The 25,587-nt window shown below is 71.1% G+C and carries 24 protein-coding genes; 11 read left to right on the top strand and 13 right to left on the bottom strand.

Annotated elements, in window-relative coordinates; translation table 11 throughout:
* Positions 1 to 266: 266 nt before the first annotated feature.
* From OHS57_RS11600 to OHS57_RS11585, 4 genes are read right to left on the bottom strand one after another with little or no spacing between them, the layout of a single operon-like run.
* Entirely contained in the window at positions 267 to 2,714 is a 2,448-nt protein-coding gene (locus OHS57_RS11600; RefSeq protein WP_443042874.1) for a beta-glucosidase family protein, read from the bottom strand.
* A complete protein-coding gene (locus OHS57_RS11595) occupies positions 2,711 to 3,550 on the bottom strand; it encodes a carbohydrate ABC transporter permease (protein ID WP_328581864.1) in 840 nt (279 codons plus the stop codon). Before OHS57_RS11595 ends, OHS57_RS11600 begins: the two co-directional genes overlap by 4 nt.
* Positions 3,547 to 4,521 carry a carbohydrate ABC transporter permease gene (locus OHS57_RS11590; RefSeq protein WP_328581863.1) on the bottom strand — a complete coding sequence of 325 codons (975 nt, stop codon included), beginning with the start codon at positions 4,519 to 4,521 and terminating at the stop codon, positions 3,547 to 3,549. The genes OHS57_RS11595 and OHS57_RS11590 overlap by 4 nt, the downstream gene beginning before the upstream one ends.
* A 31-nt stretch (positions 4,522 to 4,552) precedes the next feature.
* On the bottom strand, positions 4,553 to 5,851 hold the full coding sequence (locus OHS57_RS11585; protein WP_328581862.1) for an ABC transporter substrate-binding protein: 1,299 nt from the start codon (positions 5,849 to 5,851) through the stop codon (positions 4,553 to 4,555).
* Between the two features lie 141 nt (positions 5,852 to 5,992).
* Here OHS57_RS11585 and OHS57_RS11580 point away from each other — a divergent pair, with 141 nt between their 5' ends.
* Entirely contained in the window at positions 5,993 to 7,027 is a 1,035-nt protein-coding gene (locus OHS57_RS11580) for a LacI family DNA-binding transcriptional regulator (protein ID WP_078863666.1), read from the top strand.
* A 103-nt stretch (positions 7,028 to 7,130) separates the two neighbouring features.
* Positions 7,131 to 7,361: a DUF2277 domain-containing protein gene (locus OHS57_RS11575; RefSeq protein WP_041990216.1), complete on the top strand. Its 231-nt coding sequence runs from the start codon at positions 7,131 to 7,133 to the stop codon at positions 7,359 to 7,361.
* A 40-nt stretch (positions 7,362 to 7,401) separates the two neighbouring features.
* Here the strand turns inward: OHS57_RS11575 and OHS57_RS11570 are convergent, their stop codons facing one another.
* The 3 genes from OHS57_RS11570 to OHS57_RS11560 all read right to left on the bottom strand — a co-directional run bounded on the left by OHS57_RS11570 (position 7,402) and on the right by OHS57_RS11560 (position 10,706).
* Positions 7,402 to 8,088, bottom strand: coding sequence for a DedA family protein (locus OHS57_RS11570; protein WP_041990218.1), 687 nt, complete (start codon positions 8,086 to 8,088; stop codon positions 7,402 to 7,404).
* Positions 8,089 to 8,244: 156 nt separating this feature from the next.
* Positions 8,245 to 9,924 carry an alkaline phosphatase D family protein gene (locus OHS57_RS11565; RefSeq protein WP_041990220.1) on the bottom strand — a complete coding sequence of 560 codons (1,680 nt, stop codon included), beginning with the start codon at positions 9,922 to 9,924 and terminating at the stop codon, positions 8,245 to 8,247.
* 101 nt (positions 9,925 to 10,025) lie between these two features.
* Positions 10,026 to 10,706: an HNH endonuclease family protein gene (locus OHS57_RS11560; RefSeq protein ID WP_041990222.1), complete on the bottom strand. Its 681-nt coding sequence runs from the start codon at positions 10,704 to 10,706 to the stop codon at positions 10,026 to 10,028.
* A 363-nt stretch (positions 10,707 to 11,069) separates the two neighbouring features.
* Between OHS57_RS11560 and OHS57_RS11555 the strand changes: the two genes are divergently transcribed.
* A complete protein-coding gene (locus OHS57_RS11555; RefSeq protein ID WP_041990225.1) occupies positions 11,070 to 11,654 on the top strand; it encodes a TMEM165/GDT1 family protein in 585 nt (194 codons plus the stop codon).
* A gap of 61 nt (positions 11,655 to 11,715) precedes the next feature.
* Here OHS57_RS11555 and OHS57_RS11550 read toward each other — a convergent pair whose 3' ends face one another.
* Positions 11,716 to 12,318 carry a TetR/AcrR family transcriptional regulator gene (locus tag OHS57_RS11550; protein ID WP_328581861.1) on the bottom strand — a complete coding sequence of 201 codons (603 nt, stop codon included), beginning with the start codon at positions 12,316 to 12,318 and terminating at the stop codon, positions 11,716 to 11,718.
* Positions 12,319 to 12,421: 103 nt separating this feature from the next.
* Between OHS57_RS11550 and OHS57_RS11545 the strand changes: the two genes are divergently transcribed.
* Together OHS57_RS11545 and OHS57_RS11540 are read left to right on the top strand one after the other, a co-directional pair.
* Positions 12,422 to 13,354: an NADP-dependent oxidoreductase gene (locus OHS57_RS11545; RefSeq protein WP_328581860.1), complete on the top strand. Its 933-nt coding sequence runs from the start codon at positions 12,422 to 12,424 to the stop codon at positions 13,352 to 13,354.
* A 253-nt stretch (positions 13,355 to 13,607) separates the two neighbouring features.
* A complete protein-coding gene (locus OHS57_RS11540; RefSeq protein ID WP_241778609.1) occupies positions 13,608 to 14,537 on the top strand; it encodes an RNA polymerase sigma-70 factor in 930 nt (309 codons plus the stop codon).
* A 138-nt stretch (positions 14,538 to 14,675) separates the two neighbouring features.
* On the opposite strand, the gene OHS57_RS11535 is transcribed toward OHS57_RS11540, so the two are convergent.
* Positions 14,676 to 15,584 carry a class I SAM-dependent methyltransferase gene (locus OHS57_RS11535; protein WP_328581859.1) on the bottom strand — a complete coding sequence of 303 codons (909 nt, stop codon included), beginning with the start codon at positions 15,582 to 15,584 and terminating at the stop codon, positions 14,676 to 14,678.
* A gap of 47 nt (positions 15,585 to 15,631) precedes the next feature.
* On the opposite strand from OHS57_RS11535, the gene OHS57_RS11530 reads away from it, so the two are divergent.
* Positions 15,632 to 16,207: a helix-turn-helix domain-containing protein gene (locus OHS57_RS11530; protein WP_041990240.1), complete on the top strand. Its 576-nt coding sequence runs from the start codon at positions 15,632 to 15,634 to the stop codon at positions 16,205 to 16,207.
* Here the strand turns inward: OHS57_RS11530 and OHS57_RS11525 are convergent.
* Positions 16,197 to 16,862 (bottom strand): HAD-IA family hydrolase, encoded by a 666-nt coding sequence (locus tag OHS57_RS11525; protein WP_443042873.1) that lies wholly within the window; start codon positions 16,860 to 16,862, stop codon positions 16,197 to 16,199. The two genes, OHS57_RS11530 and OHS57_RS11525, sit on opposite strands and share 11 nt — an antisense overlap.
* Positions 16,863 to 17,052: 190 nt before the next feature.
* On the opposite strand from OHS57_RS11525, the gene OHS57_RS11520 reads away from it, so the two are divergent.
* Positions 17,053 to 17,616, top strand: coding sequence for a class I SAM-dependent methyltransferase (locus OHS57_RS11520; protein WP_328581858.1), 564 nt, complete (start codon positions 17,053 to 17,055; stop codon positions 17,614 to 17,616).
* A 102-nt stretch (positions 17,617 to 17,718) separates the two neighbouring features.
* Here OHS57_RS11520 and OHS57_RS11515 read toward each other — a convergent pair whose 3' ends face one another.
* Entirely contained in the window at positions 17,719 to 18,387 is a 669-nt protein-coding gene (locus tag OHS57_RS11515; protein ID WP_107070102.1) for a TetR family transcriptional regulator, read from the bottom strand.
* A gap of 101 nt (positions 18,388 to 18,488) precedes the next feature.
* Between OHS57_RS11515 and OHS57_RS11510 the strand changes: the two genes are divergently transcribed.
* Positions 18,489 to 19,472, top strand: a complete 984-nt coding sequence (locus OHS57_RS11510; protein ID WP_328581857.1) for a quinone oxidoreductase family protein — start codon at positions 18,489 to 18,491, stop codon at positions 19,470 to 19,472.
* Between the two features lie 43 nt (positions 19,473 to 19,515).
* On the opposite strand, the gene OHS57_RS11505 is transcribed toward OHS57_RS11510, so the two are convergent.
* Positions 19,516 to 20,481 carry a peptidoglycan-binding protein gene (locus OHS57_RS11505; protein WP_328581856.1) on the bottom strand — a complete coding sequence of 322 codons (966 nt, stop codon included), beginning with the start codon at positions 20,479 to 20,481 and terminating at the stop codon, positions 19,516 to 19,518.
* Between the two features lie 187 nt (positions 20,482 to 20,668).
* Between OHS57_RS11505 and OHS57_RS11500 the strand changes: the two genes are divergently transcribed.
* The 3 genes from OHS57_RS11500 (at position 20,669) to OHS57_RS11490 (ending at position 24,640) form a co-directional block, all read left to right on the top strand.
* Positions 20,669 to 22,735, top strand: a complete 2,067-nt coding sequence (locus tag OHS57_RS11500; protein WP_328581855.1) for an MDR family MFS transporter — start codon at positions 20,669 to 20,671, stop codon at positions 22,733 to 22,735.
* A gap of 295 nt (positions 22,736 to 23,030) precedes the next feature.
* Positions 23,031 to 23,654: a hypothetical protein gene (locus tag OHS57_RS11495; protein ID WP_041990251.1), complete on the top strand. Its 624-nt coding sequence runs from the start codon at positions 23,031 to 23,033 to the stop codon at positions 23,652 to 23,654.
* A complete protein-coding gene (locus OHS57_RS11490; RefSeq protein WP_328581854.1) occupies positions 23,654 to 24,640 on the top strand; it encodes a hypothetical protein in 987 nt (328 codons plus the stop codon). Before OHS57_RS11495 ends, OHS57_RS11490 begins: the two co-directional genes overlap by 1 nt.
* A 106-nt stretch (positions 24,641 to 24,746) precedes the next feature.
* Here OHS57_RS11490 and OHS57_RS11485 read toward each other — a convergent pair whose 3' ends face one another.
* Entirely contained in the window at positions 24,747 to 25,430 is a 684-nt protein-coding gene (locus tag OHS57_RS11485; protein WP_041990254.1) for an O-methyltransferase, read from the bottom strand.
* Positions 25,431 to 25,587: the final 157 nt, after the last annotated feature.

The raw sequence follows: 25,587 nt of genomic DNA, 5'->3' as shown, positions 1-25,587 counted from the left end.
ATGAGCCCCGGGGCCACGAGTGCCAGGGCCATGAGCGCCGGTGCCGTGCCCGCCGGGGGCATGTCCGTGTTTCGACTGGTTGATCACACCTCCGGTCTACCCGACCCGCGGCCCCCGGACGATTCCCCGCAGGGAATTGTCGAGTATTCGCCACGGCGGCAGTTCGCCGTAACGCTCGCCGCACGAGGCGTCGGGGCGACGGATTGCCGGTTCCCGCGCTGAGGCCCATGGAACGACCCCAGCGCGGCAACGGCGTTACACGTCCCTCAGCTCTCGACCGTGATGCGCGTGTGCAGTTCGCGCGTGTGGTCCACCCGCCGTACCGGCCCGCTCAGCAGCCAGCGCGCCGTGAGCCGTACGTCCGCACTCGACGCGCCGAGCCGCAGCTCCAACTCGCCCGGCTCCACGATCCGCCGGCCGTCGCGCCCGGTGAAGGACGCGAGGTCGGCGGGGGCGCGTACGCCGATCCTGGCCGTCTGTCCCGGGGCCAGCTCGACCCGCGCGTACCCGACCAGCCGTTGCACCGGCTGGACCACCGACGCCACCGGGTCGTGCAGATACAGCTGGACCACCTCGACGCCCGTCCGCTCACCGGTGTTGCTGACCGTGAAGGCCAGCTCCAGCGCGCCGTCCGTAGCGGTCGTCCCCTCCGCGACCGTCAGGTCCGACCAGGCGAACGAGGTGTACGTCAGCCCGTGCCCGAAGCCGAAGGCCGGCGTCGGGTCGATGTTGGAGACCCCGCCCGCGCGCCCCAGCGGCGCCGCGAGGTACGTCGACGGCTGGGCGCCCGCGAGGCGCGGGACGCTCACCGGCAGCCGGCCCGACGGGTTGATCCGGCCGCCGAGCACCCCGGCGACGGCGGGCGTGCCCTCCTGGCCCGGGAAGAACGACTGGACGATCGCCGCCGCCTCGTCCGCCGCCCGGCCGAGCGCGTAGGGCCGGCCGGCCAGCAGCGTCACCACCACCGGCGTACCGGAGTCCAGCAGCGCGTCCAGCAACTGCTGCTGTACGCCCGGCAGTTCCAGACTCTCGGCGTCGCATCCCTCACCGCTCGTGCCCCGGCCGAAGAGCCCGGCCCGGTCGCCCAGCGCCGCGATGACCACATCGGCGTCGCGCGCGGCCTCGACGGCGGCGGCGAAACCGTCCGTCTCGGGGGTGTCGATGCCGGCGCCCGGCGCGGTGACGAGTTCGCTGCCGGGGAACTCGGCCGCCAGCGCCTCACGCAGCGTGGGCAGCGCGATGCCGGCCGGTGTTCCCGGGTGCTGGGACCCGATGTGGACGGGGAAGGAGTAGCAGCCGAGCACCGCCGTGGGGACCTCGGCCTGCGGTCCCACCAGCGCGATCCTGGCGGGGCGGTCCAGCGGCAGCGTCCCGTCGTTGCGCAGCAGGATCACCGCCTGTTCGGCGAGTCGGCGGGCGATGTCCTGGTTCGCCGGGCTGTCGAGACTGACGGTGCCCCGCAGCCGCTCGGCCGCCTCGGTAACGGCAGCCGTCACACCCGTCTCCGTACCGGCGGCCGTCTCTCCAACGCCCGGATCCCCCACCGCGCCAAGAAGCGACGCGTCCGCGTCCCCCAGCGCCGCCGGCACCGGGCTCCAGTCCGGGTCCAGCAGCCCCAGCTGCGCCTTCTGCGTCAGCACCCGCCGCAGCGCCCGGTCCACGAACTCCGTCTTGAGCCCGCCCTCCGCGATCGTGTCCCGCAGCGGCTGCCCGAAGGCGCTCACCGTCGGCAGCTCGACGTCGACGCCCGCCGTCAGCGCGGTCGCGGCCGCGTCGCCGAGGCCCGCCGCCACACCGTGCAGGCTGTGCAGGAACGCGACGCCGAAGTAGTCCGCCACGACCGTGCCTTCGAAGCCCCAGGTGTCCCGGAGCAGCGTGGTCAGCAGTTCCTCGTCGGCCGCGCTCGGGATCCCGTCCGTGTCGCTGTACGAGTGCATGACGGACCGTACGCCGCTCTCCCGTACCGCCATCTCGAACGGCGGCAGGATGACGTCGGCCCGCTCCCGCGCGCCCATGCTGACCGGCGCGAGGTTACGTCCAGCGCGCGACGCCGAGTAGCCGGCGAAGTGCTTCAGCGTCGCCACGATCCCGGCGGACTCCAGGCCCTGGACGTACGCGGTGGCGGTCGTCCCCACCAGGTACGGGTCCTCGCCGATCGTCTCCTCGACCCGGCCCCAGCGCGCGTCCCGTACGACGTCGAGCACCGGCGCGAGGCCCTGGTGGACGCCGACCGACCGCATGTCCGTGCCGATCGCCGCCGCCATCTCCCTGACCAGCGCGGGGTCGAAAGCGGCGCCCCAGGACAGCGGTACGGGGTAGGCGGTGGCCCCCCAGGCGGCGAAGCCCGCGAGACATTCGTCGTGGGCCAGCGCCGGGATGCCGAAACGATTCTGTGCGGCGATCAGCGTCTGGGTGCGCAGCAGCGACAGCGCGCCGAGCGCCGGGTCGACGGGCAGCGTGCCGAACGGCCTGGTCAGCTGTCCGAGCCCGGTCGGCAGCAGATCGTCGAGGGCGGGCGGCTCCTCCATGTTGTCGTGCTGGTGCGGGGCGACCTCGGCGCCGTCGCCGGAGGCGCCCGCCCACAGCCCGTACAGCTGGGCGAGTTTTTCCTCCAGTGTCATGGCGGCGATGAGCTCCTCCACTCGCGCGGCCCGGCGCGCGGCGACGGACTCGGAGGGGGTGCGGCGGATGTCAGTGGTCACGTTGTCGTTCACTTTCCTCCGACGCCCATGAGCCCCTGGACCAGGGCCCGGCGGGCGAAGAGATAGACGAGCAGGACCGGCAGGGTGGAGAGCACCACTGCGGCCAGCAGCCCGGGGATGTCGATGCCGTACTGGGTCTGGAAGTTGTAGAGCCCCAGGGTGAGCACCTTGGTGTTCTCGGACTGGGTCAGTACGAGGGGGAAGAGGAAGCCGTTCCACGCCTGGAGCGCGGCGAACACGACGATCGTCGCGAGCCCGCTCCTGGACAGCGGGACGACCAGCTCGAAGAAGACGCGCCGGGTGGTGGCCCCGTCGATGGCCATGGCCTCGAAGAGCTCCCCGGTGATGTCACGCATCACGCCGGTGAGGATGAGCGCGCAGATCGGCATGCAAAAGGCGGCAGTTGGCAGGATGACGCCGATGAGGTTGTCGTAGAGGCCGACCTTGCTGATCACGTAGAACATCGGGACGATCACGGCCTGCGCGGGGATGGCCAGGCCCAGCAGGAAGAGCCGGAAGACCCGCGAGGTGGCCACGCCCCTGTTGCGGACGATCGCGAAGGCCAGCGGCGGTACGAGCAGCAGCACGATGGCCACGACGCTGGCCGTGACGATCGCGGTGTTGAGGAAGTACTGGCCGAAGCCGCTGGAGAAGTCGTCGGCGTAGTTGGACAGGGTGAAGTGCTTCGGGAAGGCGAAGGCACCGTTCGCGCTGTAGTCCGGGCGGGTCTGGACGGTGGCGCCGAGCATCACGTAGATCGGCAGACCGACCACGCACAGCCAGAGCAACGCACCGAAGCCCGCTGCGTAGTTGGGGCGGCTCAGCGAGCCGCGGCGGCTTCGGGTCACAACCCCTCCTGGGTGCCGGCCATTTTGTCGTAGCCCGAAATCCGCACCACGATCAGCGAGATGACCGTGGCGACGACGACCAGCAGCAGGGCGATGGCGGCGCCCGCGCCGAAGTCGAAGCCCTTGAAGGCCTTTTGGTACATGTAGAAGGCGCTGATGGTGGTGTCGGTGCCCGGACCGCCCTGGGTGAGGATCAGTACGGTGTCGAAGGTGGTGAGCCCGCCGACGATCATCAGGATCACCGACGTGAGGATGGAGTTGCGCAGCTGCGGCAGCGTGATGTGGAAGAACTGCCGCAGCGTGCCGGCCCCGTCGATCGCCGCCGCCTGGTAGAGCACCTGGGGGATGGCCTTGGTGGCGCCCTGGTAGATCAGCGTGTGCAGCGGCGTGAACTGCCAGGCGCCCACGAGCACCAGCACCCCGATGGCGCCGGTGCGCGACCCCAGCAGATTGCCGTCCCCGAACAGCCACTTGGCCTGGGCCGGCACCCCGAAGTTGGGGTCGAGCAGCGCCCGCCACAGCACGGAGACGGCGGTGGCGGACAGCAGCAGTGGTACGAAGAAGATCGCGGCGAGCACCGCGCGGTTACGCTGCGGCCCGGCGGCCCACACGCCGAGCAGCAGACTCAGGGGTGTCTGTACGGCGGCGCCGAGCACGGTGAGCAGCACACTGAGCCACAGGCTCTTGATCATCACCGGGTCGTGGAAGAGCGTGACCCAGTTGTCGAAACCCGCGAACTCCGGTGCGCCCAGGCCGTTCCAGCGGGCGAAGGACAGCACGGCGACCAGCACCAGCGGGACGATCGCGAACAGTCCGAAGAACAGCACGGCGGGCAGCGCCCAGCCGAGGCCGGGGCGGGCCGTCCGCGAACCGCCCCCGCCCGCGCGGGATTTGGCCGTCCTGCGCCCGGCGCCCCCGCCCCCCGCCGCCGACACCACCGTCAGCGGTGGAACCTCTGTCGTCTCGGTCATTTCGGTAGCCTCACGTCGCTCGCCCCCGCGCTCAGCCGCTGGTCTTCAGGGCCTGCATGGCCTTGATGAAGCCGCCAGAGTCGAGCCGCCCGTTCACGAACTGCTGCACGGCCTGGTGCAGCGGGGTGCTGTTGTCCTGGGTGTACGCCTGGTCCCAGGAGAGCTGGAACGCCGGTGCCTTGCCCACGAGATCGAGCTGGTACTTCAGGTAGCCGGGGTCGCCGCCGGTGCTGAGGAACTTGTCGGTGTTGGTGGTGGTCGGCAGGTTTCCGACGGCCAGCTGCGCCTTGACGAACTCGTCGGAGTACATGAGCTTGAGGAACTTCGCGATGTCGTCGGCGTGCTTGGTCTTCTTCAGCACCGAGTAGAAGTTGTTCGTGTTGCCGACGAGGTCCGCCGCGTCACCCTTGCCGCCCGGCACGCTCGGGAAGTTGCTGTATCCCAGGTCGTTCTTGGCGAAGTCCGGAGCCGCGTTCTGCTGGGTCGAGTACTCCCACGAGCCCATCAGCTCGAAGCCCGCCTTGCCGCTCGCCAGCAGTGCCGGCGACCCGCCGTCGGTGAACTTCACCGAGTCGTAGTTGGTGCCGAAGCCGCCCGCGTCGACCAGCTCCTTGAGCATGCTGAGCGCCTTCTTGCTGTCGGCGCTGTCCCAGACGCTCTTGTCGCCCGACAGGGCCTTCTCGATGAGGCCGGGTCCGGCTATCCGGTCGTAGAGGTACTCGAACCACATCAGCGTGGGCCACTGGTCGCCGCCGCCGAGGGCGATCGGGGTGACCCCCTTGGCCTTGAGCTTCTTCACCGCGGCGATCAGCTCGTCCCACGTCTGCGGCGGCTGGACGCCGGCGTCGGCGAGCACCTTCTTGTTGTTGAACAGCAGGACGGGCTGGGTGCCGCGCATGGGCACGCCGTACGCCTTGCCGTCGATCGCCGCACTGTTGAACACCGACGGCAGGAAGTTGGCCTTGAGCGCCGGGTCCTGCTTGATCATGTCGTCGAGCGGGAGCAGCAGGTCCGCCTTGACGAACGGCTGGATGCTGCCGCCGCCCCAGTTGAAGAAGACGTCGGGGGCCTGCGGGGTGTTGATGATCGTTTGCAGCTTCTGCTGGTAGTCGGCGCCGGGGATGGTGTCCAGCACCGCCTTGACCTTGGAGGTCTTGTTGAAGGTGGCGACGATCTGCTTCTCCACCTTGTTGCCCGCGTCGCCGTAGACGAGTACGTGGAACTCGTCCTTGCCGCCGGCGGAACCGCTGCCGCCGCCGCACGCCGCCAGGCTCAGTGCCAGCGCCAGGACGGCGCCGCTTGCGACAGTTCGAGAAAACCGTGACTTCATCGATCGACCCCTCGAAAGTATCGGCCTCTTTGCCGAAAGTCTTCTTGGCGAGTGACCGTAAGGTCCGGCCGTGGATGGGTCAACAGCCTTGTTCCTGTGCGTTCAAACCGTTACAGGGCTCGGTGCCTTATCCTTCAGCCCATGCGTGAAGACAGGAGTGCAGGTCGAGTCACCCTCGCCCAGGTGGCTTCCCAGGCCGGGGTGTCGCTTTCGACAGTTTCGAAAGTTCTCAACGGACGGACCGATGTGTCGGCGCCGACCCGGGTCAAGGTCGAGGAGCTGCTCGACGAGCACGGCTACCGGCGCTCCGCGCCCACGCCCCCCGAGGCTCCGCTGATCGAGATCGTCTTCCACGAGCTGGACAGCACCTGGTCCATGCAGCTCATCAGGGGTGTGCAGAACGTGGCGCAGGCCAACGGCATGAGCGTCGTGCTCACCGAGACCGGCACCCGCCACTCGCCGGGCGCCGACTGGGTCGAAGGGGTGCTGCGGCGCCGGCCGCTCGGCGTGATCCTGGTCTTCTCCACGCTCCCCGACGAACAGAAGAAGAAGCTGTGGTCCCGGGCCATCCCGTTCGTCATCGTCGACCCGGCGGGCGACCCCGAGCCCGACGTACCGTCCGTGGGCTCGGCGAACTGGGCCGGCGGCCTCGCGGCGACCCGCCATCTCATCGAGCTGGGCCACCGCAGGATCGCCGTCATCACAGGCCCCGAGGACATGCTCTGCTCCCTCGCGCGGCTCGACGGCTTCCGCTCGGCCATGAGCATGGCCGGACTTGAGACCGATCCCGCGCTGGTCAGATTCGGTGACTTCCACGTACGGGCGGGACACGACCACGCGCTCGAACTGCTGCGGGGTCCCGACCGGCCGACCGCGATTTTCGCGGGCAGCGACCTCCAGGCGCTGGGGGTGCTGGAGGCGGCCCGGGTGCGCGGACTCCAGGTGCCGGGGGACCTGTCGGTCGTCGGGTACGACGACATTCCGCCCGCGCGGTGGTCGAGCCCCGCGCTGACGACCGTCGACCAGCCGCTGGTGGCGATGGCGGAGGAGGCGGTACGGATGCTGCTGCGGCTGCGCAGCTCCGAACACACCGAGTCCAGCATCGAGTTCGGCACCCGGCTGGTGGTACGGGACAGTACGGCGCCGCCGGCGGCGGTCACGGCGCCGGGGAAGTGATCCGGCGGACGGCCCGGCCGTTCGCGACCCGTGCCGGGCCCGTCATGACAGCGGCGGCGCACGCGTCATGACAGCGGAGGCGCATGCGCGGCACACTGGAGGTATGTGCCGCAGCATCAAGACCCTCCGCCCGCCCGTACTCCCCGAAGAGGCCACCGAGGAGGAGATCAGGGCCGCCGCCCTGCAGTACGTACGTAAGGTCTCCGGCTTCCGCGCGCCCGCGGCGCACAACCGCGAGGTGTTCGACCAGGCCGTCGAGGAGATCACGGCGGCGACGGAGCGACTGCTCGCCGGGATCGAGGTACGGGGCGCGACGGCGAAAGCCGCGTCGTAGCAGCCCGGCCCACCCGGGCCGGTTCGGGGCCGGACAGGGCCTAGGCGACCGGCGCCGTCGCCAGTTCGGTACGTGCCGCCTGCGCCGCTCGCGCCGCCGGGCGGCGCATGACCAGGCCCGCGATGGTGCCCGCCGCGAACAGCGCCAGTACGGAGATGGCCGTGCCGACCCAGCTCGCACCCAGCCACTGACCGCCGAAGTAGCCGAGCCCCACGCTGTACGCGGTCCAGGCCACCCCCGCCAGCACCGACCAGGGCAGGAACTCCCGCACCTTGCGATGGGCCGCACCGGCCCCCAGGGACACCACGGAGCGCCCCGCGGGGGCGAACCGGGCGATCACCACCAGCAGACCGCCGCCCGCGCTGAGCGCCGCACCGAGACGTTCCTGCGCGCTGGTCAGCCGGCGTGAGCGGGAGATGGCCCGGTCGAGCCGGTCGCCACCGATCCGCGCGAGCCGGAACGCCACCAGATCGCCCAGCACGGAAGCACTGACCGCGCACAGCACGAGTATCAGCAGCGAGGGCACTTCGTGCGGCACCCGCGCCACATGCGAGACCTTGTCGGCCGCGACGGCGACGGTGTCGGACCCGGCGGCGGCCGCCGTGGCCGCCGTCACCACCAGGACGCCGCTGGGCAGTACGGGCACGAACACATCGAGGAGTACGGAGACGGCAACGACCGCGTAGATCCATGGGCTGCCCGTCAACGGCCCCAAACTGTCCAGCACTTTCCGTCTCCCCGATCCCGTCACAGTGCCGCGATGTCGCAGGAGCGGCAGGGACGGCTTACCAGCCATACAGCGTACGCCTGTGTGAATAGGCCGAGATCACCCGGTGGGATGATGTTGTCCACCTCACAGGGCTTTCACACGGCGGCGCGCGGTTCAGGAGCCTGAGGTGAGGGACCTTTCGTCCACGGTGACGAGTTCGGCGCTGCCGCCGGTGCCGTCGCTGTCCTTGCCGTCGTCGTGGCCACGGGCCTGGTCGAGCCGCAGCCCGGCCGAACGGCCGCTCAGGGTCAGCGTCATGAGCTGGTTGCCGAACCAAGGGCCGCCCGTCTTGCGCCAGTTCACCGACGTGTCCGGCACGCGGCCGTGCCGCTTGAACACCCGCCCCAGCCGCCTGCCGAGCCCGCTCCAGCCGAACCGGAAACCGAACTTCATATAGCTGGGTACGGAGTTGTGCACCGGCGAACACGTCAGCTGCACGACGTGCGCGTCCGGCTGGCCGCCCGGCCACTTCGGCTCGGCGATGTACGCGTGGTGCACGTCGCCCGACAGGACGGACACCGTCGCAGGCGCGTCCGGTCCGCTGCCCACCTCGGCTATCAGCGCCGCCAGTTCCTCGAACGAGCGGGGGAAGGCCGCCCAGTGCTCCAGGTCGCCCGTCCTGCGCATCCATTCGCCGACCCGCGCCCACCGCGCGCCGCGCTCGCCGCCGGTCAGCGCCGTCGCCCAGCTCTCCACGTCGTGGATGGCGGGCGGCAGCAGCCACGGCAGCGACGTACCGAGCAGCAGGTGGTCGTAGGAACCGCGCGCGTCCAGCGCCTGTTCCCGCACCCAGCGGGACTCGCCGTTGTCGAGCATCGCGCGGTCCTCCTCGGCCAGTACGCGTGCCGCGCGCGAGTCCACCATCAGCAGCCGGGTGCGCCCGAAGTCCCGCCGGTAGCTCCAGCGCACGCACTCCGGGTCCCGGTCCGCCTCGGAGGCGAACTCCCGCAGCAGACCGGTGCCGTCGGGCGCCGCCCGCACGGCCGCGTACAGCTCGTCCGCGGCCAGTTCGTCCGGTGAGAGGTTGCCCAGGTGCTGGTAGACCCAGTACGACATGAGGCCGCTCAGCAGCCGCTCCTGCCACCAGGCCGTCTCGCGCATCTCGGCGAGCCAGGAGGCGCTGGTGTTCCAGTCGTCTATCACGTCGTGGTCGTCGAAGATCATGCAACTGGGCACGGTCGACAGCAGCCAGCGCACCTCGGGGTCGCACCAGGACTCGTCGTACAGATGCGTGTACTCTTGGTAGTCGGCCACCTCCGCACCCGGCGGCTCGTCGAGGTCGCGGCGCTTGGCCATCCACTCCTGGGTGTGCTGCGACGTCTCGTCCGCGTAGACCTGGTCGCCGACGAGCAGCAGCACATCAGGCCTTTGCGCCGCCGGATCGGCGGCCAGCTTCGCCGCGAGGGTGTCCAGCGCGTCGGGGCCCACGGGGTCGTGCGCGTCCTTGGCGGGCGCCGCCCAGCGGCAGGAGCCGAAGGAGACGCGCAGCTCGGCGGCCGGCACCTCGGGCGTACGGATCGCGCTCGGCGGGAACGGCGAGTCCGGCGGTGGCCAGACGGGCTGCTCGTCCAGCAGCACCTCGTAGGGCGTGGTGGTGCCCGGCGTGAGGCCGGTCACCGGGATCAGCGCGTAGTGATGGCCGCCGATCTGGAACGTACGGGACGATCCGCCCGCGCCGTCGGCGCAGCGCACTTCGGCCGTGCACGGCCGCTCGGCCTCGATCCATACGGTCGCCGTGCCCGCGGCGTCCCAATCGACGTACCGCAGCAGTGGTCCCAGGCGTAGCCCGGTCATAGGTGGCCCTCCTCCGTCGCACGAAGCACCGTACGGTACGAAGGAGGACCCCCGGGAGGGCGGCAGTCGCCCGGATCGGCAGCTCGGATGAACAGCCGGTGTCAGCAGCCGCTGAGGACCGACTGCAGCGCGCTCTTCTCCGCCGAGTCCACCGTCATCGCGTAGTAGTGCTTGACCTGCACCCACATCCGGACGTACGTGCACCGGTACGCGGTGCGCGACGGCAGCCAGCTCGCCGGGTCCTGGTCGCCCTTCGACTGGTTCACGTTGTCGGTGACCGCGATGAGCTGCGGCCGGGTGAGGTCGTTGGCGAGGGCCTGGCGCTGCGCCGTGGTCCAGCCGCTGGCCCCCGACTTCCACGCCTCGGAGAGCGGCACGATGTGGTCGATGTCCACGTCGGACGCGGCCGACCAGGTGGCGCCGTCGTACTCGGAGTACCAACTGCCGCTGGTGGCCGAGCAGCTGGAGCTCTGCACCACGTTGGTGCCATCGCGCTTGAGGACCACCTCGCGGGTGTCGCAGGCGCCGGACTGGGTGATCCAGTGCGGGAACTTGTCGCGGCTGTACCCGCTGGACGAGCCTTCGGCCTGCACGGTCAGCTGGCCGAGGTAGGTGCGGGCGGTGGACGCCGCGATGGGGGTGGGGGGCGCGGCCTGCGCCGAGGGTGCGGAGAGCAGGGTGGCCGAAGCGGCGAGGGCGGCGGAGGCGGCGAGGACGGCGGTGCGGGGTATTCGACGTGCTCCACGAGCTTCACTGACTCGACGCGCGTAGACACCGAACATGCGAACTCCCTTGGCGTGGGGGCGATGTGGGGGGAATCTGTCCGTTCAGGGGCAAGCGTGGCGGCGCCGGGTTTCCGCGAGATGGGCGCCAGGTAACAGCGTGACGACATGGACACGTCAGTTCAAGAGGGCGGACATGACGTAAGCTGTTCAGCGCAGAAGGGGAGTAGCTCTTCGCCGGAACCGTCGACATACTGCTGGGCCTCGCGCCCGGCCGGCGCCCGGAGGCGGCCGCGACAGCGGCTCGCCAGCGAGACCTTCGGCCAGCAGTGTCCGTTTGACGACGCTGCCGTGCCGAAGTGACCCCTTTTTCACGGTCGGTCTCTCGGTGCGGCACGCCCGACCGATAGAGGAAATCGACCAGTGATCAGCTTCACTGTCATGGCAATTGTCTTCGGCGTCGTGTTTCTTGCCGAGCTACCCGACAAGACCGCTCTCGCCGCCCTGATGCTGGGGACGCGGTACCGCGCGTCCTACGTCTTCGTCGGCATCGCCGCCGCCTTCGTCGTACATGTCGCGCTCGCCATCGCGGCCGGCAGCGTACTGACCCTGCTGCCGCACCGGTTGGTGGAGGCGGTGGTGGGTGTGCTCTTCGTGGCGGGCGCCGCCGTCCTGCTGTTCAAGAAGGACGACGACGAGGAGGAGAAGATCAAGGCCCCCGCCGACCAGTCGTTCTGGAAGGTCTCGGGGGCGGGCTTCATGCTGATCCTCGTCGCCGAGTTCGGCGATCTGACCCAGATCATGACGGCCAACCTGGCGGCCCGCTACGACAATCCCGTCTCGGTGGGCATCGGCGCCGTACTGGCCCTGTGGGCGGTGGCGGCGCTCGGCATCCTGGGCGGCAGGGCGCTGATGAAGCGCGTTCCGCTGCGGCTGATCACCAAGATCGCGGCGGCCGTGATGCTGGCGCTGGCGGGCTTCAGCATCTTCGAGGCGATCACGGGCTGAGCGAGTTCTTCGACGCGGTCACGGGTTGAGCGGGCGCGGGTTGAGTGCGTGCGGCTGACGATCACGGGATGCGCGGCGAGGGCCGTTCGTCCCCCGCGGGGTCACGTTCCGCGGCGAGACCGGCCAGGAGGAGGTTCACCAGGCGCTGGGTCGAGGCCGCCGCCTTCTCCGGCCGGAGCGCGCGGAACGTGACGATGGCCGTCAGCCCGACCCGTACGTCCTCGACCGACAGCCCCGCGCGGACGGCGCCCGCTCGCCGCGCCCGGTCGACCAGCTGCTCCAGGCCGCGGGCGTGCGCGCGGCGGTCTTCGGCGAACGCGGCAGCCGCCTCGTGCGAGCCGAACAGCGCCTCGTTCAGCCCCCGGTCCCGCACCTGGCGCTGCGCGAAGCGGTTGATCGTGCCGCTCAGCGCCCGCCAGGCGTCGGGCTCGGCGAGCGCGGCCCGCATGTCGGCCCGGCATCCGGCCACATGCTCGGCGAGCGCGGCGGTGACCAGATCCGTGCGCGTGGGGAAGTGCCGGTAGAGGGTCGCGACGCCAAGCCCCGCCCGTCGCGCGATCTCCCGCATCGGCAGCTCAAGTCCCTCGTCGGCGAAGGCCGCGCGGGCGACCGAGACGAGGTGCCGGCGGTTGTTCTCCGCGTCCGTCCGGGGATTCCGAGTCATTGTCGTCCGCGCGCCTCTCACTTCGCCGTAATCCGGAACAGCTGTTCCGTATCCATGGCTACCGTAAGGCGGCGCCCGGGACCACCGGGCAGGAAAGGCAGTCATGTGGGCAGTGCAATTTGATCGATTCGGGCCGCCGGACGTCCTCGGAATCGGCAGCGCGGCGGAGCCGCACGCGGGCCCTGGTCAGGTCCGGATCGTGGCGAAGGCCGCCGGGGTGTCACCCGTCGATCTCGCGCTGCGGGACGGTTCGTCGCCCTCGCGTGACCATCTCGGCCTGCCGCACATCCCGGGGGTGGACGCGGCGGGTGTGATCGATGAAGTCGGGCCCGGAGTCGACGGGTTCGACGTCGGGGACGAGGTGTTCGGCGCGGTCGACATCGCACGGCTGGGCGGCGCGAGCGCCCAGTACGCCGTCCTCGCGTTCTGGGCCGGGAAGCCGGACTCGATGTCCTGGCCGGAGGCGGGTGCGGCGGGTACCGGGACCGAGACGGCGACCCGCGCCCTCGACCTGCTCGGCGTGGCCGAGGGGGCGACCCTCGTGATCGACGGGGCGGCGGGCGGCGTCGGGAGCATCGCCGTACAGCTCGCTACGGCACGTGGCGCCCGGGTGATCGGTACGGCCAGGGCCGAGAGCCACGGCTTCCTCGCGGACCTCGGCGCGACGCCCGTCGCGTACGGTCCCGGCCTGGCGGCGCGGATCCGCGCGCTCGGCGGCTCGGACGTCGACCTGGCGCTGGACGTCGCGGGCGCCGGCTCGCTGGAGGAACTGATCGACCTCACCGGCGAAGCGGCGGCCGTGGTCACGCTCGCCGACTTCACGGGACCGGAGCGCGGGGTACGGCTCTCGCGCGGCCGGTACGCCGGAGAGCCGGACGGACAGCACGGCCTCGCCCTGGCCGCCGCCCTCTCGTCGCGGGGACGCTTTCGCGTGCCCGTACGGGAGGTCTTCCCGGCGACACGGGCGGCCGACGCGCACGCTGCGGCGGCCCGGGGGCCCAGGCGGGGGAAGATCGTTCTCGACCTCGCCGGGTAGGCGTTACGGCGGGGGCGCGGACGTCGTGTCGACGGATGTCACAGCGGGCGGGGCTGTCTCGTCCCAGGTTCTGGAGACACGAGAAAGGTGCGGGCCATGCGGCTGGGGCTGGGAGCAGCGGGGTGACGGGAACGAACGCGGAGCGGGGGGCGGCTGTGGAGCAGGGAACAAACGTGGAGCCGGGGACGGCCGTGGGCCGCCCTGTTGGATGCGGGCGGCACGCGCGGCGGCACGGCTTCCGGGAGGTGGCGGTGTGAGCCGGGCGCGGGCCGAGGAGTTCGAGGAGCTGCGGCCGCTGCTGTTCTCCATCGCCTACCGGGTGCTCGGCAGTGTCAGCGAGGCCGAGGACGCCGTGCAGGAGACGTGGCTGCGGTACGAGGCGTCCCCGACGCCGCCCCGGTCGACCAGGGCCTTCCTCTCGGCCGTGGTGACCCGGATCTCGATCGACGTGCTGCGCTCCGCGCGCGTACGGCGGGAGGAGTACGTCGGGGAGTGGTTCCCCGAACCGCTGCTCGCCGACCCGTACGAGGATCCCGAGCGGGCGGCGGAGCTGTCCGACTCGGTCTCGATGGCGGCCCTGTTGCTGCTGGAGCGGCTCAGCCCGCTGGAGCGGGCGGTCTTCGTGCTGCGGGAGGTGTTCGGGTTCGGCTTCCCCGAGATCGCCTCGGCGGTGGGGCGTTCGGAGTCGGCGTGCCGCCAGCTCGCGGTACGGGCGCGGCGCCACATGGACGCGGGGCGCCCCCGGTTCGAGGCGGACCGCACCGAGCGCGCGGAGCTGGCGGCGCGCTTTTTCGACGCGCTGCGCGAAGGTGACGTCGAGAGCCTGCGGGAGCTGCTCGCCGCCGACGTCCATCTGGTCGGGGACGGCGGCGGCAAGGTCCCGCAGTGGAGCGCCGGCGTCTTCGGCGCCGAGAAGGTGGCCCGGGTGCTCGGGGCCACCTTCCCCTGGCTCTTCCAGATCGGGGTGGAGATGGAGCGGCACGAACTGAACGGCCACCCGGGCGTGATCCTCCGCGACCGGGACGACAAGGTGATCAACACGATGACGTTCGAGGTGCTGGACGGGCAGATCCAGACGATCCGCTCCGTGATGAACCCCGACAAGCTCGGGCATGTGGGACCGGTGGCGGACGCCTGGGCGGTGCTGCGTGAGGTGAACGAGGCGCGCCGCCCGACGGATTGAGGCGGCGGCCGGGGACGGGCAGCCCTTGACCCGCGGTCCGGGGCCTGATGCCCGGGCCCGGGGTTTCGGGCCCGGGATCTGGGTCTGGTGCCCGGGGGAGTCGTCGCCCCGGGCCGGTCGCCGGTCGCCGGTCGCGGGTCAGACGGTGGGGCGCCGGACCAGCCACGCGGGCCGCTCGGTGCGTACGGTCAGGTCGCCGCGGTGCGTGACGCTGTCCGGACCGTGGCTGTCGAGGAGGGTGTCCAGTACGGACCGGTCGTCCGCGCCCAGCCGGTCGGCGAGAGCGTCGCGGAGCCGTCGTAGCATCGCCTGCGCGTAGCGGCCGGTGGCGGCCGGGAGCGGCGGCAGCAGGTCCACGGCGAACCGCCGCTCGGACTCGACGGTGAAGCCGGCGGCAGTGAGGCGCGGTCCCCAGTCGGCGCCGAGATGGGGGACGCGCTCGGCGTGCTCGTGGGAGGTCAGCTCGTGCAGCCGGGCCTCAAGACCCGGCTTGCCGATGCCGAGATCGTCGGGCAGGAAGCGCGGGAAGCCCTCCATCTCGACGACGGCCAGCAGGCCGCCGGGCCGCAGCGCGGCGAACACCTCGCGCAGGGCGCCGTCGGGGTCGGCCATGTGGTGCAGGGCCGCCGATGTCCAGACCAGATCCACGTCGCCGAAGTCCGGCCAGGCCTCGTCCAGGTCCGCCTGGACGGTACGTACCCGCTCTGCCACGCCCTGCGCCTGGGCCTTGTCCCGCAGCCGGTGCAGCAGAGGGGCCGAGGCGTCCACGGCGACCGCCTCGGCGTCCGGGAACCGCTGGAGCAGGGCGAGGGTGCCGGTACCCGTGCCGCTGCCGAGGTCGAGCAGGCGGCGCACGGGGATGTCCCCGGCGGCCCCGGCGGACGTGGCCAGCCAGGCGGTCACATCGGTGAGATGCGCGTGCAGGACTTCCGCGTCGAGGTCCAGCAGCTCGGCCATGTCCGGCTCGTCGAAGCCGCCGGCGTTGTCGTGGTGCCGGTGACCGTGGTGACCGTGGTGACCGTCGTGCTCGGGTGAGAGGGATGTCATGCCTTGAACGTACAAGGCTCTTGCGGCAGTGGCATAAGGTCTTGCGTATGACGCAAGAAGATGGGGATCTCGACGTTCTGGTGCGCAAGCGCATCAGGGGGCTGCGGGTGGCCATGGGCTGGTCGCTCGACGATCTGGCCGCCCGCTGCTATCTGAGCCCCTCGACGCTGAGCCGCATCGAGACGGGCCACCGGCGTATCAGCCTGGACCAACTGACGGTGATCGCGCGGGCCTTGGGCACCACGCTGGACCAACTGGTCGACTCGGCCGACGAGAACGTCGTCATCAGGCCGCACCACGACGCCGCGCGCGGGCGCACCACCTGGATGCTGAAGGGGGAGGCCGGGGTGAGCGTGGCCAAGATCCGGTTCACCAAACCGGCCCCGACAGACGCTTCGGCGCTGAAGGTTCACCCCGGCACCGACTGGTTCACGGTCCTGTCAGGAACGCTCGTGCTGGTGCTCGGAGACCGCAGGATCCTGGTCAAGACGGGCGAGGCGGCGGAGTTCTCCACGATGGTCCCGCACGCCTTCGGCGCGCACGGCGGCCGCCCGGCGGAGGCGCTGGGCATCTTCGACCACGATGCCCGGCACACCCGTGGGTCGGCCGCTGTCAGGCGATGACGTGAAGGACGAACTCCCCGGTCCCGGTGGGCGCGACGGTCACCTGGGTGAGGTCCTGCACATGGGCGTCCGTGCCGAGTGTGGCGGCGCGCGGGCCGATACCCAGCACCTTGGCGCCGGCCGCGCGGGCGGCGGTCACCCCGGCGTCCGAGTCCTCAAGGGCCAGGCACTCCGAAGCGGCGAAGCCCAGTTCGGCGGCGCCCTTCAGGAAGCCCTCCGGATCGGGCTTGCTCGCCGAGACGTCCTCCGACGTGACGCGCACCTGCGGCATCGGCAGCCCGGCAGCCCCCATCCGCGCCTCGGCCAGAGCGACGTCCGCCGAGGTGACCAGAGCGTGCGGAAGCGCCGCAACGGCGGCCAGGAACGCGGGCGCGCCGTGCACGGGCACGATCCCGTCCGTGTCGGCGGTCTCCTCGGCCAACAGGAGCCGGTTGTCGGCGTAGTTCTGTTCCATCGGCCGCTCGGGAAGCAGCACGGCCATCGTCGCGTGCCCCTGCCGCCCGTGCACGACCTTCAGTACCTCTACGGGATCCAGGCCGTGCCCAACAGCCCAACGCCGCCAGCAGCGCTCCACAACGGCGTCGGAATTGACCAGGGTCCCGTCCATGTCCAGCAGGAGGGCCTTGAAGGGGCCGAGTGTCGTCGGGCTGGGCAAGACTGCCGTCCTTCGTCGTGGGTGGAACGAGCGATTTGTTCACCCACGATACAAAGCGCGCCCAGGTCTGGCCAATCCCGCCGCGTCGACGCCCCCTGGCGGGGGGCGCGTGGCCGGGGACCGTGGGGGTGGGGGTGTCGAGCAGCTTTGCTGGGACTGGTATCAGCGCACCGGGCCCGGTGGGGAGATCTTGGGTGACATCGCCGGGCGGACGGTGGCCGACCTCGGGGCGGGGACGGGGCGGCAGGCCGCTCGCGTGGCGCGGACGCTCGGGCCTGCGCGGGTCGTCGCCGTGGACAACTCCGCGTCCCGGACCGAACGGGCGCGTGCTCTGTACGGTGGCGTGCGGGAGCTGGAGCTCGTGCACGCCGACGCCGCCGCCCATCTCGGTGCGCGGCCGGGCCGGTACGACGTCGTCTACTCCGCCTTCGGCGCCCTTGACTTCAGTGACCCCCGGAATCTCCTGCCAGCCGTCGCGGCCGGGCTGCGCCCTGGGGGAATGCTGCTTGTCGCGACCCTCGCCCACCACCGGGAGGGCAGTCCTCCTGCCTCCGCCGTACGCCCCGTCGACATTCCCGTCCGGACGGCGGACGGCGACGATGCGATCTTGTCGCGTTGGGTCCTCGACCGGTCGGTCTGGGAGAAGTTGCTTGTCTCGGCGGGGTTTTCGGGGGTCACGGTCGATACGGTCCTGGACGACGGCGCTTACGCGGGCCCGCCGATGGCCACGTACATCATCCGCGCGCGTACCTGAGTGCGGGAAGAACAAGAGTGGCCCCGCCCGCCGGTCAGGGAGTGCGGGCGGAACCACTTTGTTCCCGCACTATACAAACATCCGGGCGGGTCGCGCCAGCCCTCAGGGTGTCGCGTCCGGGGCGGGTGTCGTTTCCGTGAGGCCGATCGCGCACGCCGTCAGTGAGCGGTTGAGGCGGGGGGCGAAGTCGAGGGCCGCGTGGCCCCAGCGGGGGACCTGTCTGTACAGCTCCGCCAGGGTGGGCGTCGGGTGGGAGACCTGCCAGAAGCCGGCGGCCAGGGTGATCGCCACCGCCAGCAGGCTGCCGATCTGTTCGACGGTCATGGTGCTCGCGCGGGCGAGGGCGGTCGCGATCTCGTCGTGGGCGGCGAAGGCGTTGGTCTTGTAGCGGCGGGCCCGCTCGATGTCGACGTCGCCTTCGAGGTTCAGCGGGACATGCGTCAGCAGGTCGCAGAAGACCGGGAGCGCGACCAGCGTCTCGCCGACCAACGCCGCCGTCTGCTCGGGGCCCAGTCCGGAGCGGCCCGCGGCCTCGGTCTTGATCGCGTCGCGCCACTGGCCCCAGCCCCGCTCGGCCAGTTCGAGGAACAGCTCCTCCTTGCTGGCGTAGTAGCGGCGCACCCCGGTGCGGTGCAGTCCGGCGCGTTCGGTGACCGGCGCCAGCGTGACGTACCGGACGCCGCCCAGTTCGAGGGCGAGCGCCTCCGCCGCTTCCAGGAGGTCTTCCGAGCGGCGTGTCTTGTCCTCGGTCGACCGGGCTCTCTGGCGCATGTCCGGAATCATAACGCACTCCGAGATGCGTTATGCCGGTGCGCGATGTTAGGGTCTAGTTAGCGCATCACGAGGTGCGTTATTGACGAAGGGGGATCACCATGAAGGCCGTACAGGTCAGCCGATTCGGTGGGCCGGACGTGCTCGCACTCACCGAGCTGCCGGATCCGGAGCCGGGGCCCGGCCGGATCGCGATCGACGTCACGCACGCCGCCGTCGGGCTCATCGACGTCTACATCCGGCAGGGGCTGTTCAAGGACGCCGAAGGGGTGCCGCAGCCGCCGTACGTGCCGGGGCTCGAAGTCGCCGGTACCGTGCGCGCGCTCGGCGAGGGGGTCACCGGGTTCGCCGTCGGCGAGAAGGTGGTGGCGCTGCCCGGCAACGCGTCGGGCGGGTACGCGTCGGTGTACGTCAGCGACGAGGCGCGGGTCGTGTCGACGGAGCGCCACGACATCGATCCGGCCCTCGCCGCCGCCGTCGTGCCCAACGCGATCATGGCGCACGTCGCGCTCACCCGCGCCATCCACCTGTCGGCGGGCGAGAGCGTCCTCGTCCACGGCGCGCTGGGCGCGTTCGCCGCCACCTTCCCCGGTGTCGCGCGACAGCTCGGCGCTTCACGGGTGGTCGGTACGGTCCGCGCCGGGCGGCTGGCGGCGGCGGCCGCCACCAAGCTGCCGTACGACGCCGTCGTCGACTCCGCCCGACTGCCCGACGTCCTCGACGGCGAGAAGTTCGACGTCGTCGTCGACCCGGTGGGCGGCAGCGTCCGTACGCAGAGCCTGGACCTGCTCGCGCCGTCCGGCCGGCTCCTGCTGGTCGGCAACGCGGGCGGCGACTGGGGGGCGGCGGGTATCGACGGCAACCAGATCTGGCTCCGCAACGTCACCGTCGCCGGGTTCAACGCCGGCGCCTATCTGCCGGCCCACCCCGAATCGATCCGGCCGGCGGCCGAGGTCGCGCTGAAGGCGGTCGCCGACGGACTGGTCGACACCGAGGTCGAGATCCTTCCCCTGGCGGAAGCGGCGACCGCGCACGAACGGCTGGAGAGCCACACGGCCAACGGCCGTATCGTCCTCACCCCGTAGCCCGTAAGTCCGTAACCGGTGAGTCCGTAACCGCGTAGAACGGTCAGCGCCGGTGGCCGCCACGGCCGGGGAAGCCGTTGTGGCCGCCCGAATCCGAATCCGAACCCGCCCCCGCGCCTGAACCAACCCCCGGGCCCCCCGCCGTCGGCGGCTGTTCCGCCTCCAGCGCACGCTGTGTGTACGGCCCGTAGACGCCCTGCGGATCACCGTCGATGTGGCGGTACATCTGGTAGATCCGCACGGAACTCGCCACGCCCTGGTCGTACTGGCCGTCGGCCTGGCCCTGGTAGAGCCAGAGCGACTTCAGTCGCTGCTGCAACGCCACGACCTCGGGCCCGCTGTCACCCTCGCGCAGCCCCGCCCCGCTCTGCGCCCGGGCCGCCGGGGTCTTCGCCTCGCGGGACGGCGGCGCCGGGGCCTTGGGGGTGGCGCGCGGGGTCTTCGGGACCGCGCGCGGGGTGGTCGCCGCAGCCGAGGGGGGAGTCGTCGGCGATACGGAAGGGGACGGGGACGCCGAGGGCGTGGCCGCCGCCGGCTGGGTGTCGAGGCCGTCCGGCACGCCCGTACGCGTACTGTCCGCCAGCGCCTCGTCTGGGTCGTCACCGCCCGAGAACAGGCCACCCGCGAACGCGGCCGTGCCCAGCACCGCCACCGCCGTGAGGCCGATCGCGACCGCCTTCAGCGGCCGGCGCTGCGGGCGCCGCTCGTCGGGGAAGGGGGCCGAAGGCGGCGGGACGACCGGGCGGCGCGCTGCGCCCGCCGTCTCGGGGGCCAGCGGCGGCAGCGGGCCCGCTGTACGGAAAGCGCCCGGCGGGGCGTCACGGGAGTCGAGTTCCACGTACGGCCGTATCCGCAGCGGGTCGAAATCCTCGGCGCGGGCGATCTCCATCGTCCGTTCCACCGAGCGCTCCGCCTGCACCGCCTGTACGGCGCGCGCGGCGCAGCCGCAGGCCGGTCCTGCGCCCGTCGCCCACGGCGTACCGCAGCGCACGCATATCTGTCCGTTCAACGTGGATCCCCTCCCCTTGAACTGCCAGTGATTATGCAGGCCCCCCGCGCCCGGCGTACGCCCGCCCGACCCGTTCGTGGCGCATCGGAGCGCTTCGGCCCACATTCGGCAGGCCATAACCGGACATTGCGGCCAGGATGGGGGTCGCGGACGAGAGGTCACGAGGAGCAGTCGCGAGGAGAACTCCATGGCTCAGGAAGTCGACGCCCCGGCCGTGGAACCCGTGCCGGGCGAGGGGCAGAAGCAACGGACCGTCGTCGTCGCGATCGGCGCGCTGCTGCTCGGTCTGCTGCTCGCCGCACTCGACCAGACCATCGTGTCCACGGCACTGCCGACCATCGTCAGCGACCTCGGCGGCCTGGACCATCTCTCCTGGGTCGTCACCGCGTACCTGCTGGCGTCGACGGCCGCCACCCCGCTGTGGGGCAAGCTCGGCGACCAGTACGGCCGCAAGAAGCTCTTCCAGACCGCCATCGTCATCTTCCTCATCGGCTCGGCGCTCTGCGGCATCGCCCAGAACATGCCGCAGCTCATCGGCTTCCGCGCGCTCCAGGGGCTCGGCGGCGGCGGGCTCATCGTGCTGTCGATGGCGATCGTCGGCGACATCGTCCCGCCGCGTGAGCGCGGCAAGTACCAGGGTCTCTTCGGGGCGGTCTTCGGCGCGACGAGCGTCCTCGGGCCGCTGCTCGGCGGGCTGTTCACCCAGCATCTGAGCTGGCGCTGGGTCTTCTACATCAATCTGCCGATCGGTGTCGTCGCGCTGCTCGTCATCTCCGCCGTGCTGCACATCCCCGTGCGCTCGACGAAGCACACCATCGACTACCTCGGCACCCTCCTGATCGCCACCGTCGCCACCTGTCTGGTGCTGGTCGCCTCGCTCGGCGGTACCACCTGGGCCTGGGGCTCGGCCCAGATCATCGGGCTCGCCGTCATCGGCCTGGTCCTGCTGGCGGTGTTCGTACGGGTCGAGCGGGGCGCCGCCGAACCCGTACTGCCGCTGCGGCTGTTCCGGGTACGGACGTTCACGCTCGTCGCGCTGATCAGCTTCATCGTCGGTTTCGCGATGTTCGGCGCGATGACGTACCTGCCGACGTTCCTGCAGATCGTGCAGGGCGTCAGTCCCACCCTGTCCGGTGTGCACATGCTGCCGATGGTGGCGGGGCTGCTGATCGCCTCGACCACCTCGGGGCAGATCATCAGCCGGACCGGGCGCTGGAAGGTCTTCCCCATCGCCGGCACGGGCGTCACCGCCGTCGGCCTCTTCCTGCTCCACCAGCTGACGGAGACCAGCGGCGTCTGGGAGATGAGCGTCTACTTCTTCGTCTTCGGCGCGGGGCTCGGTCTCGTCATGCAGGTGCTCGTCCTGGTCGTGCAGAACGCCGTCGGCTACCAGGACCTCGGCGTCGCCACATCGGGCGCGACCTTCTTCCGCTCCATCGGCGCCTCCTTCGGTGTGGCGATCTTCGGCACGATCTTCACCAGCAGACTCGACGACAAACTCTCCGACGCGCTCGCCGGGAAGCAGCTGCCGTCCGGCGTCAGCGCGGGGCGGCTCGCGGCCGATCCGCGCGCCGCAGGGCAGCTGCCGGACTCGGTGCGGCCCGGGGTGCTGCACGCGTTCTCCTCGTCCATCACCGACGTCTTCCTCTACGCGGTGCCGGTCGTGCTGCTCGCCTTCGTCGTCGCGTGGTTCCTCAAGGAGGACAAGCTGCGCGGCTCGGTCACGGCCCCGGAAGCGTCCGAGACACTGGCGGTCCCTCCCGTCGAGCGTTCGTCGTACGACGAGTGCGCACGCGCGCTGTCCGTGCTCGGCACCCGGGAGGGCCGCAGGGAGATCTACGAGACGATCACGGCGAAGGCAGGGTTCGACCTGCTGCCCGCGGCCAGTTGGCTGCTGCTGCGCATCAGACGCCACGGCCTGGTCGAACCGTCCGAGCTGGCCGAGACCGTACCCGTACCGCTCGGCGTCATCGTCGAGGCGGCCCGGCAGGTGGAGGGGCGCGGGCTCGCCCGCAGGGTCGGCATCGAGCTGATGCTCACCGACGCGGGCGTCGAGGCCGCGCAGGTGCTGGCCACGGCGCGCGAGGAGTCGCTGGCCGAACTGCTCGGCGACTGGTGGGGCCCGGAGCGGCCGACCGATCTGGTGCGGCTGGTCGAGGAGTTGTGCGCCGAACTGGGCGGCTCTGACGGCGAACACCCGCACACCCCGGAGACGCACCGGGACCACACGGCCCCGGACCGGCACGGAGCCTGACGGGCAAGGGACCTGACAGGCATGCGGGCCGCGCGGGCCATGACGGGCACGGGGCCGCGCGGGTCCGGCTGACGGGCACGGGCCGCGCGAAGCCTGAGAGCCGCGCCCCTGACCCGGGCGCGTCGCTACCGGCCGGTACCGCTCATGGACACCCGTCCGTGGGCGGTACCGCCGCGTCATGGTCATCCCGCTCGCCTGCTCCGCAGCCGTTTGACCCGGCGAATACGGGCAACCCGCCGGGGAGAACGACCCGTTACGAGCAGTACCGGACGAGCCAAGAACCAGGAAGGTAACCATGTCCACAGTCCTGATCGTCATCGGTCTGATCGTGGTGTTCGTGATCATTGTCGCTGCCGTGCTCTACGCGGGACCCGGCAGGGGAGGCGAGCGGACCGGGCTGAAGCGACGGTTCGGGCCTGAGTACGACCGGGTGCTCGCCCGGCACGACGGTGACGCGAAGGCAGCCAAGCGCGAGCTGGGCGAGCGCGTCAAGCGCCACGGCGACCTGCGCACCAAGCCCCTGTCCGACGAGGCCAGGGAACAGTACGTCTCCCGGTGGGCCGGACTGCAGGAGCAGTTCGTGGACTCACCGAAGCAGGCGGTCGCCGACGCCGACCAGTTGGTCGCGCAGCTGGCCGCCGAACGTGGTTACCCCGAGGCCGGCCGGTACGACGAACAGCTCGACGCTCTGTCGGTCCACCACGCGCACCAGGTGGACGGTTACCGCAGGGTGCACCACGCGGCATCGGACGAGGGCCGCGGTACGAACACGGAAGAGCTGCGCGAGGCCATGGTCGGCGCGCGTGAACTCTTCGAGCAGCTGATCCTCGCTCGTCCGGACGGTGGCGGCAAGGGCCGCACCCGTGGTGCGGGTCGCGAACAGAACGTCTCACTGCGGCCGAAGGGAAGTGACGTGTGATGAAGAACGACGAAGCGCGTGACCAGCAGGGCTCGAACGACGAGGGCGTGACGAAGGACCCGGCGGGTACGACGCCCGAGGCCCGGCCGTCCGCCACGCGGGAGGCCCAGGACGCGCACGAGAAGCGCGAGAAGCCGGGGCTGTTCAGCGACCGGGAGCGTGCCGTGCGGACCGAGGGCGAGAAAGACGCCCAGGCCGACGAGCGGGCGGCGGGCGACACCGCCTGGCCGCAGAAGCAGGTCGGCCGGACGGACTCGCGTTCCGAGACGGGCGCCGTGACCGGCGCGGAGACCGGTACGGACACGGGCGCGACGAGGACCGGGTCAGCGACCCGCGAGACGGCCAACCCGGACCGCACCGCGCTGGGCGACGACAAGACACGTACCGACATAGGCACGACCGGCACCGACAGGACCGCCGGTACCGACAGGACCGGCGCGGACAAGGCCAGGTCGGTCGAGGACCGGGCGGACTCGGCGCGGGCCGACAAGCTCACCGCCGACAAGAGCGGCGCCGACCGCACCGGCACCGACACGACCGGCACCGACCGCACCGCCTCCGAGCGGACCGCTGTCGACCACAAGGCTCCTGTCGAGCACAAGTCCACCGTCGACCACCACTCCACCGTCGACCACAAGGCCGGCGCGACGACCGGCGCGACGGCCGGCTCCACGGCCGACACCCGGCTCCTCCCGCAGGAGGAGAGCGACAAGCTGGCCCACCGTCTCCAGGAAGCCCTCGGCGGCTTCGTGGACGGCCCCCGGCGCTCGGTCGAGGAAGCGGCCGGTGTGCTGGAGGAGGCCACCGAGCACATCACGCGCGTGCTCGACGAGCGGCGCCGTTCGATGCGGGCCGGCTGGGACGGCAAGGCGGGCAAGGACGGCAAGACCGGTACGGACGCCTCGGCGGACGGCTCGGACACCGAAGACCTGCGGCTGGCCCTGCGGAACTACCGCGAGGTGACGGAGCGCCTGCTGAAGATCTGACAGCGGCCGCGCGGCACGACGGCGGCAGCACAGCACGGCGGCGGCAGACCGGAGACGGTCCGCCGCCGCCGGCGCGTCCCGACGGCTCAGGACGGCACCCGCGGGCTCAGGACAGCACCCGCGCCAGGGCGAAACCGTCGTACCCCTTGCTGCCGACCGTCTGGATCGCCGTCGCCGACAGCCGGGGCTCCTCGGACATCAGCTCGATCATGCGCCGGGTGCCGATCACCTTCGGGTCGCCGTCGCCCGCCGGGTCGGCCACGGCGCCGCCGCGTACGACGTTGTCGCAGACGATGACACTGCCGGGCCGCGTCAGCTTCAGCGCCCACTCCAGATAGCCCGGGTTGTTGGGCTTGTCGGCGTCGATGAAGACGAAGTCGAAGGGTCCCGCACCCTCCTCGACGAGGACGGGCAGCGATTCCAGCGCCTGGCCCGTCCTGACCTCGGCGATCTTGTCGAGCCCCGCTCGCGCCAAGTTCGCGCGGGCCACGTCCGCGTGGGCCGCGTCGTACTCCAGCGAGATCAGCCTGCCGTCGGCAGGCAGCGCGCGGGCCAGCCAGATGGTGCTGTAACCGCCGAGCGTGCCGATTTCGAGAATGCTCCGTGCCCCCTGGATACCCACCAGCAGATGCAGCAGTTTCCCCTGGTTGGGTGCCACATTGATGTCAGGCAGACCGGCCGCGTCACTGGCGGTGAGTGCCGCCGACAGAGCATCGTCGGCGGGGACGAGCTGATCGGTGAAGTAGCGGTCGACCGCGTCCCACAGCTCGTGCTCTTGTCGTTGGGACATGAAAGCCTCTTCCCTGGATCATCGGCATCTGGATCATCGGCATTGAGACAAAACAAGCAAACAAGCAAAACAAGGATGACAGTCAGGCGAAGAGGGGGTTGCCTGAGTCTCCTGAATGGGGCAGTGCGAGGCTCATGGCCCCAGGTACGGCGGTTTC

This window comes from Streptomyces sp. NBC_00370, assembly GCF_036084755.1.
Classification (GTDB): domain Bacteria; phylum Actinomycetota; class Actinomycetes; order Streptomycetales; family Streptomycetaceae; genus Streptomyces.
This window is presented reverse-complemented; position numbering and strand designations above follow the sequence as displayed.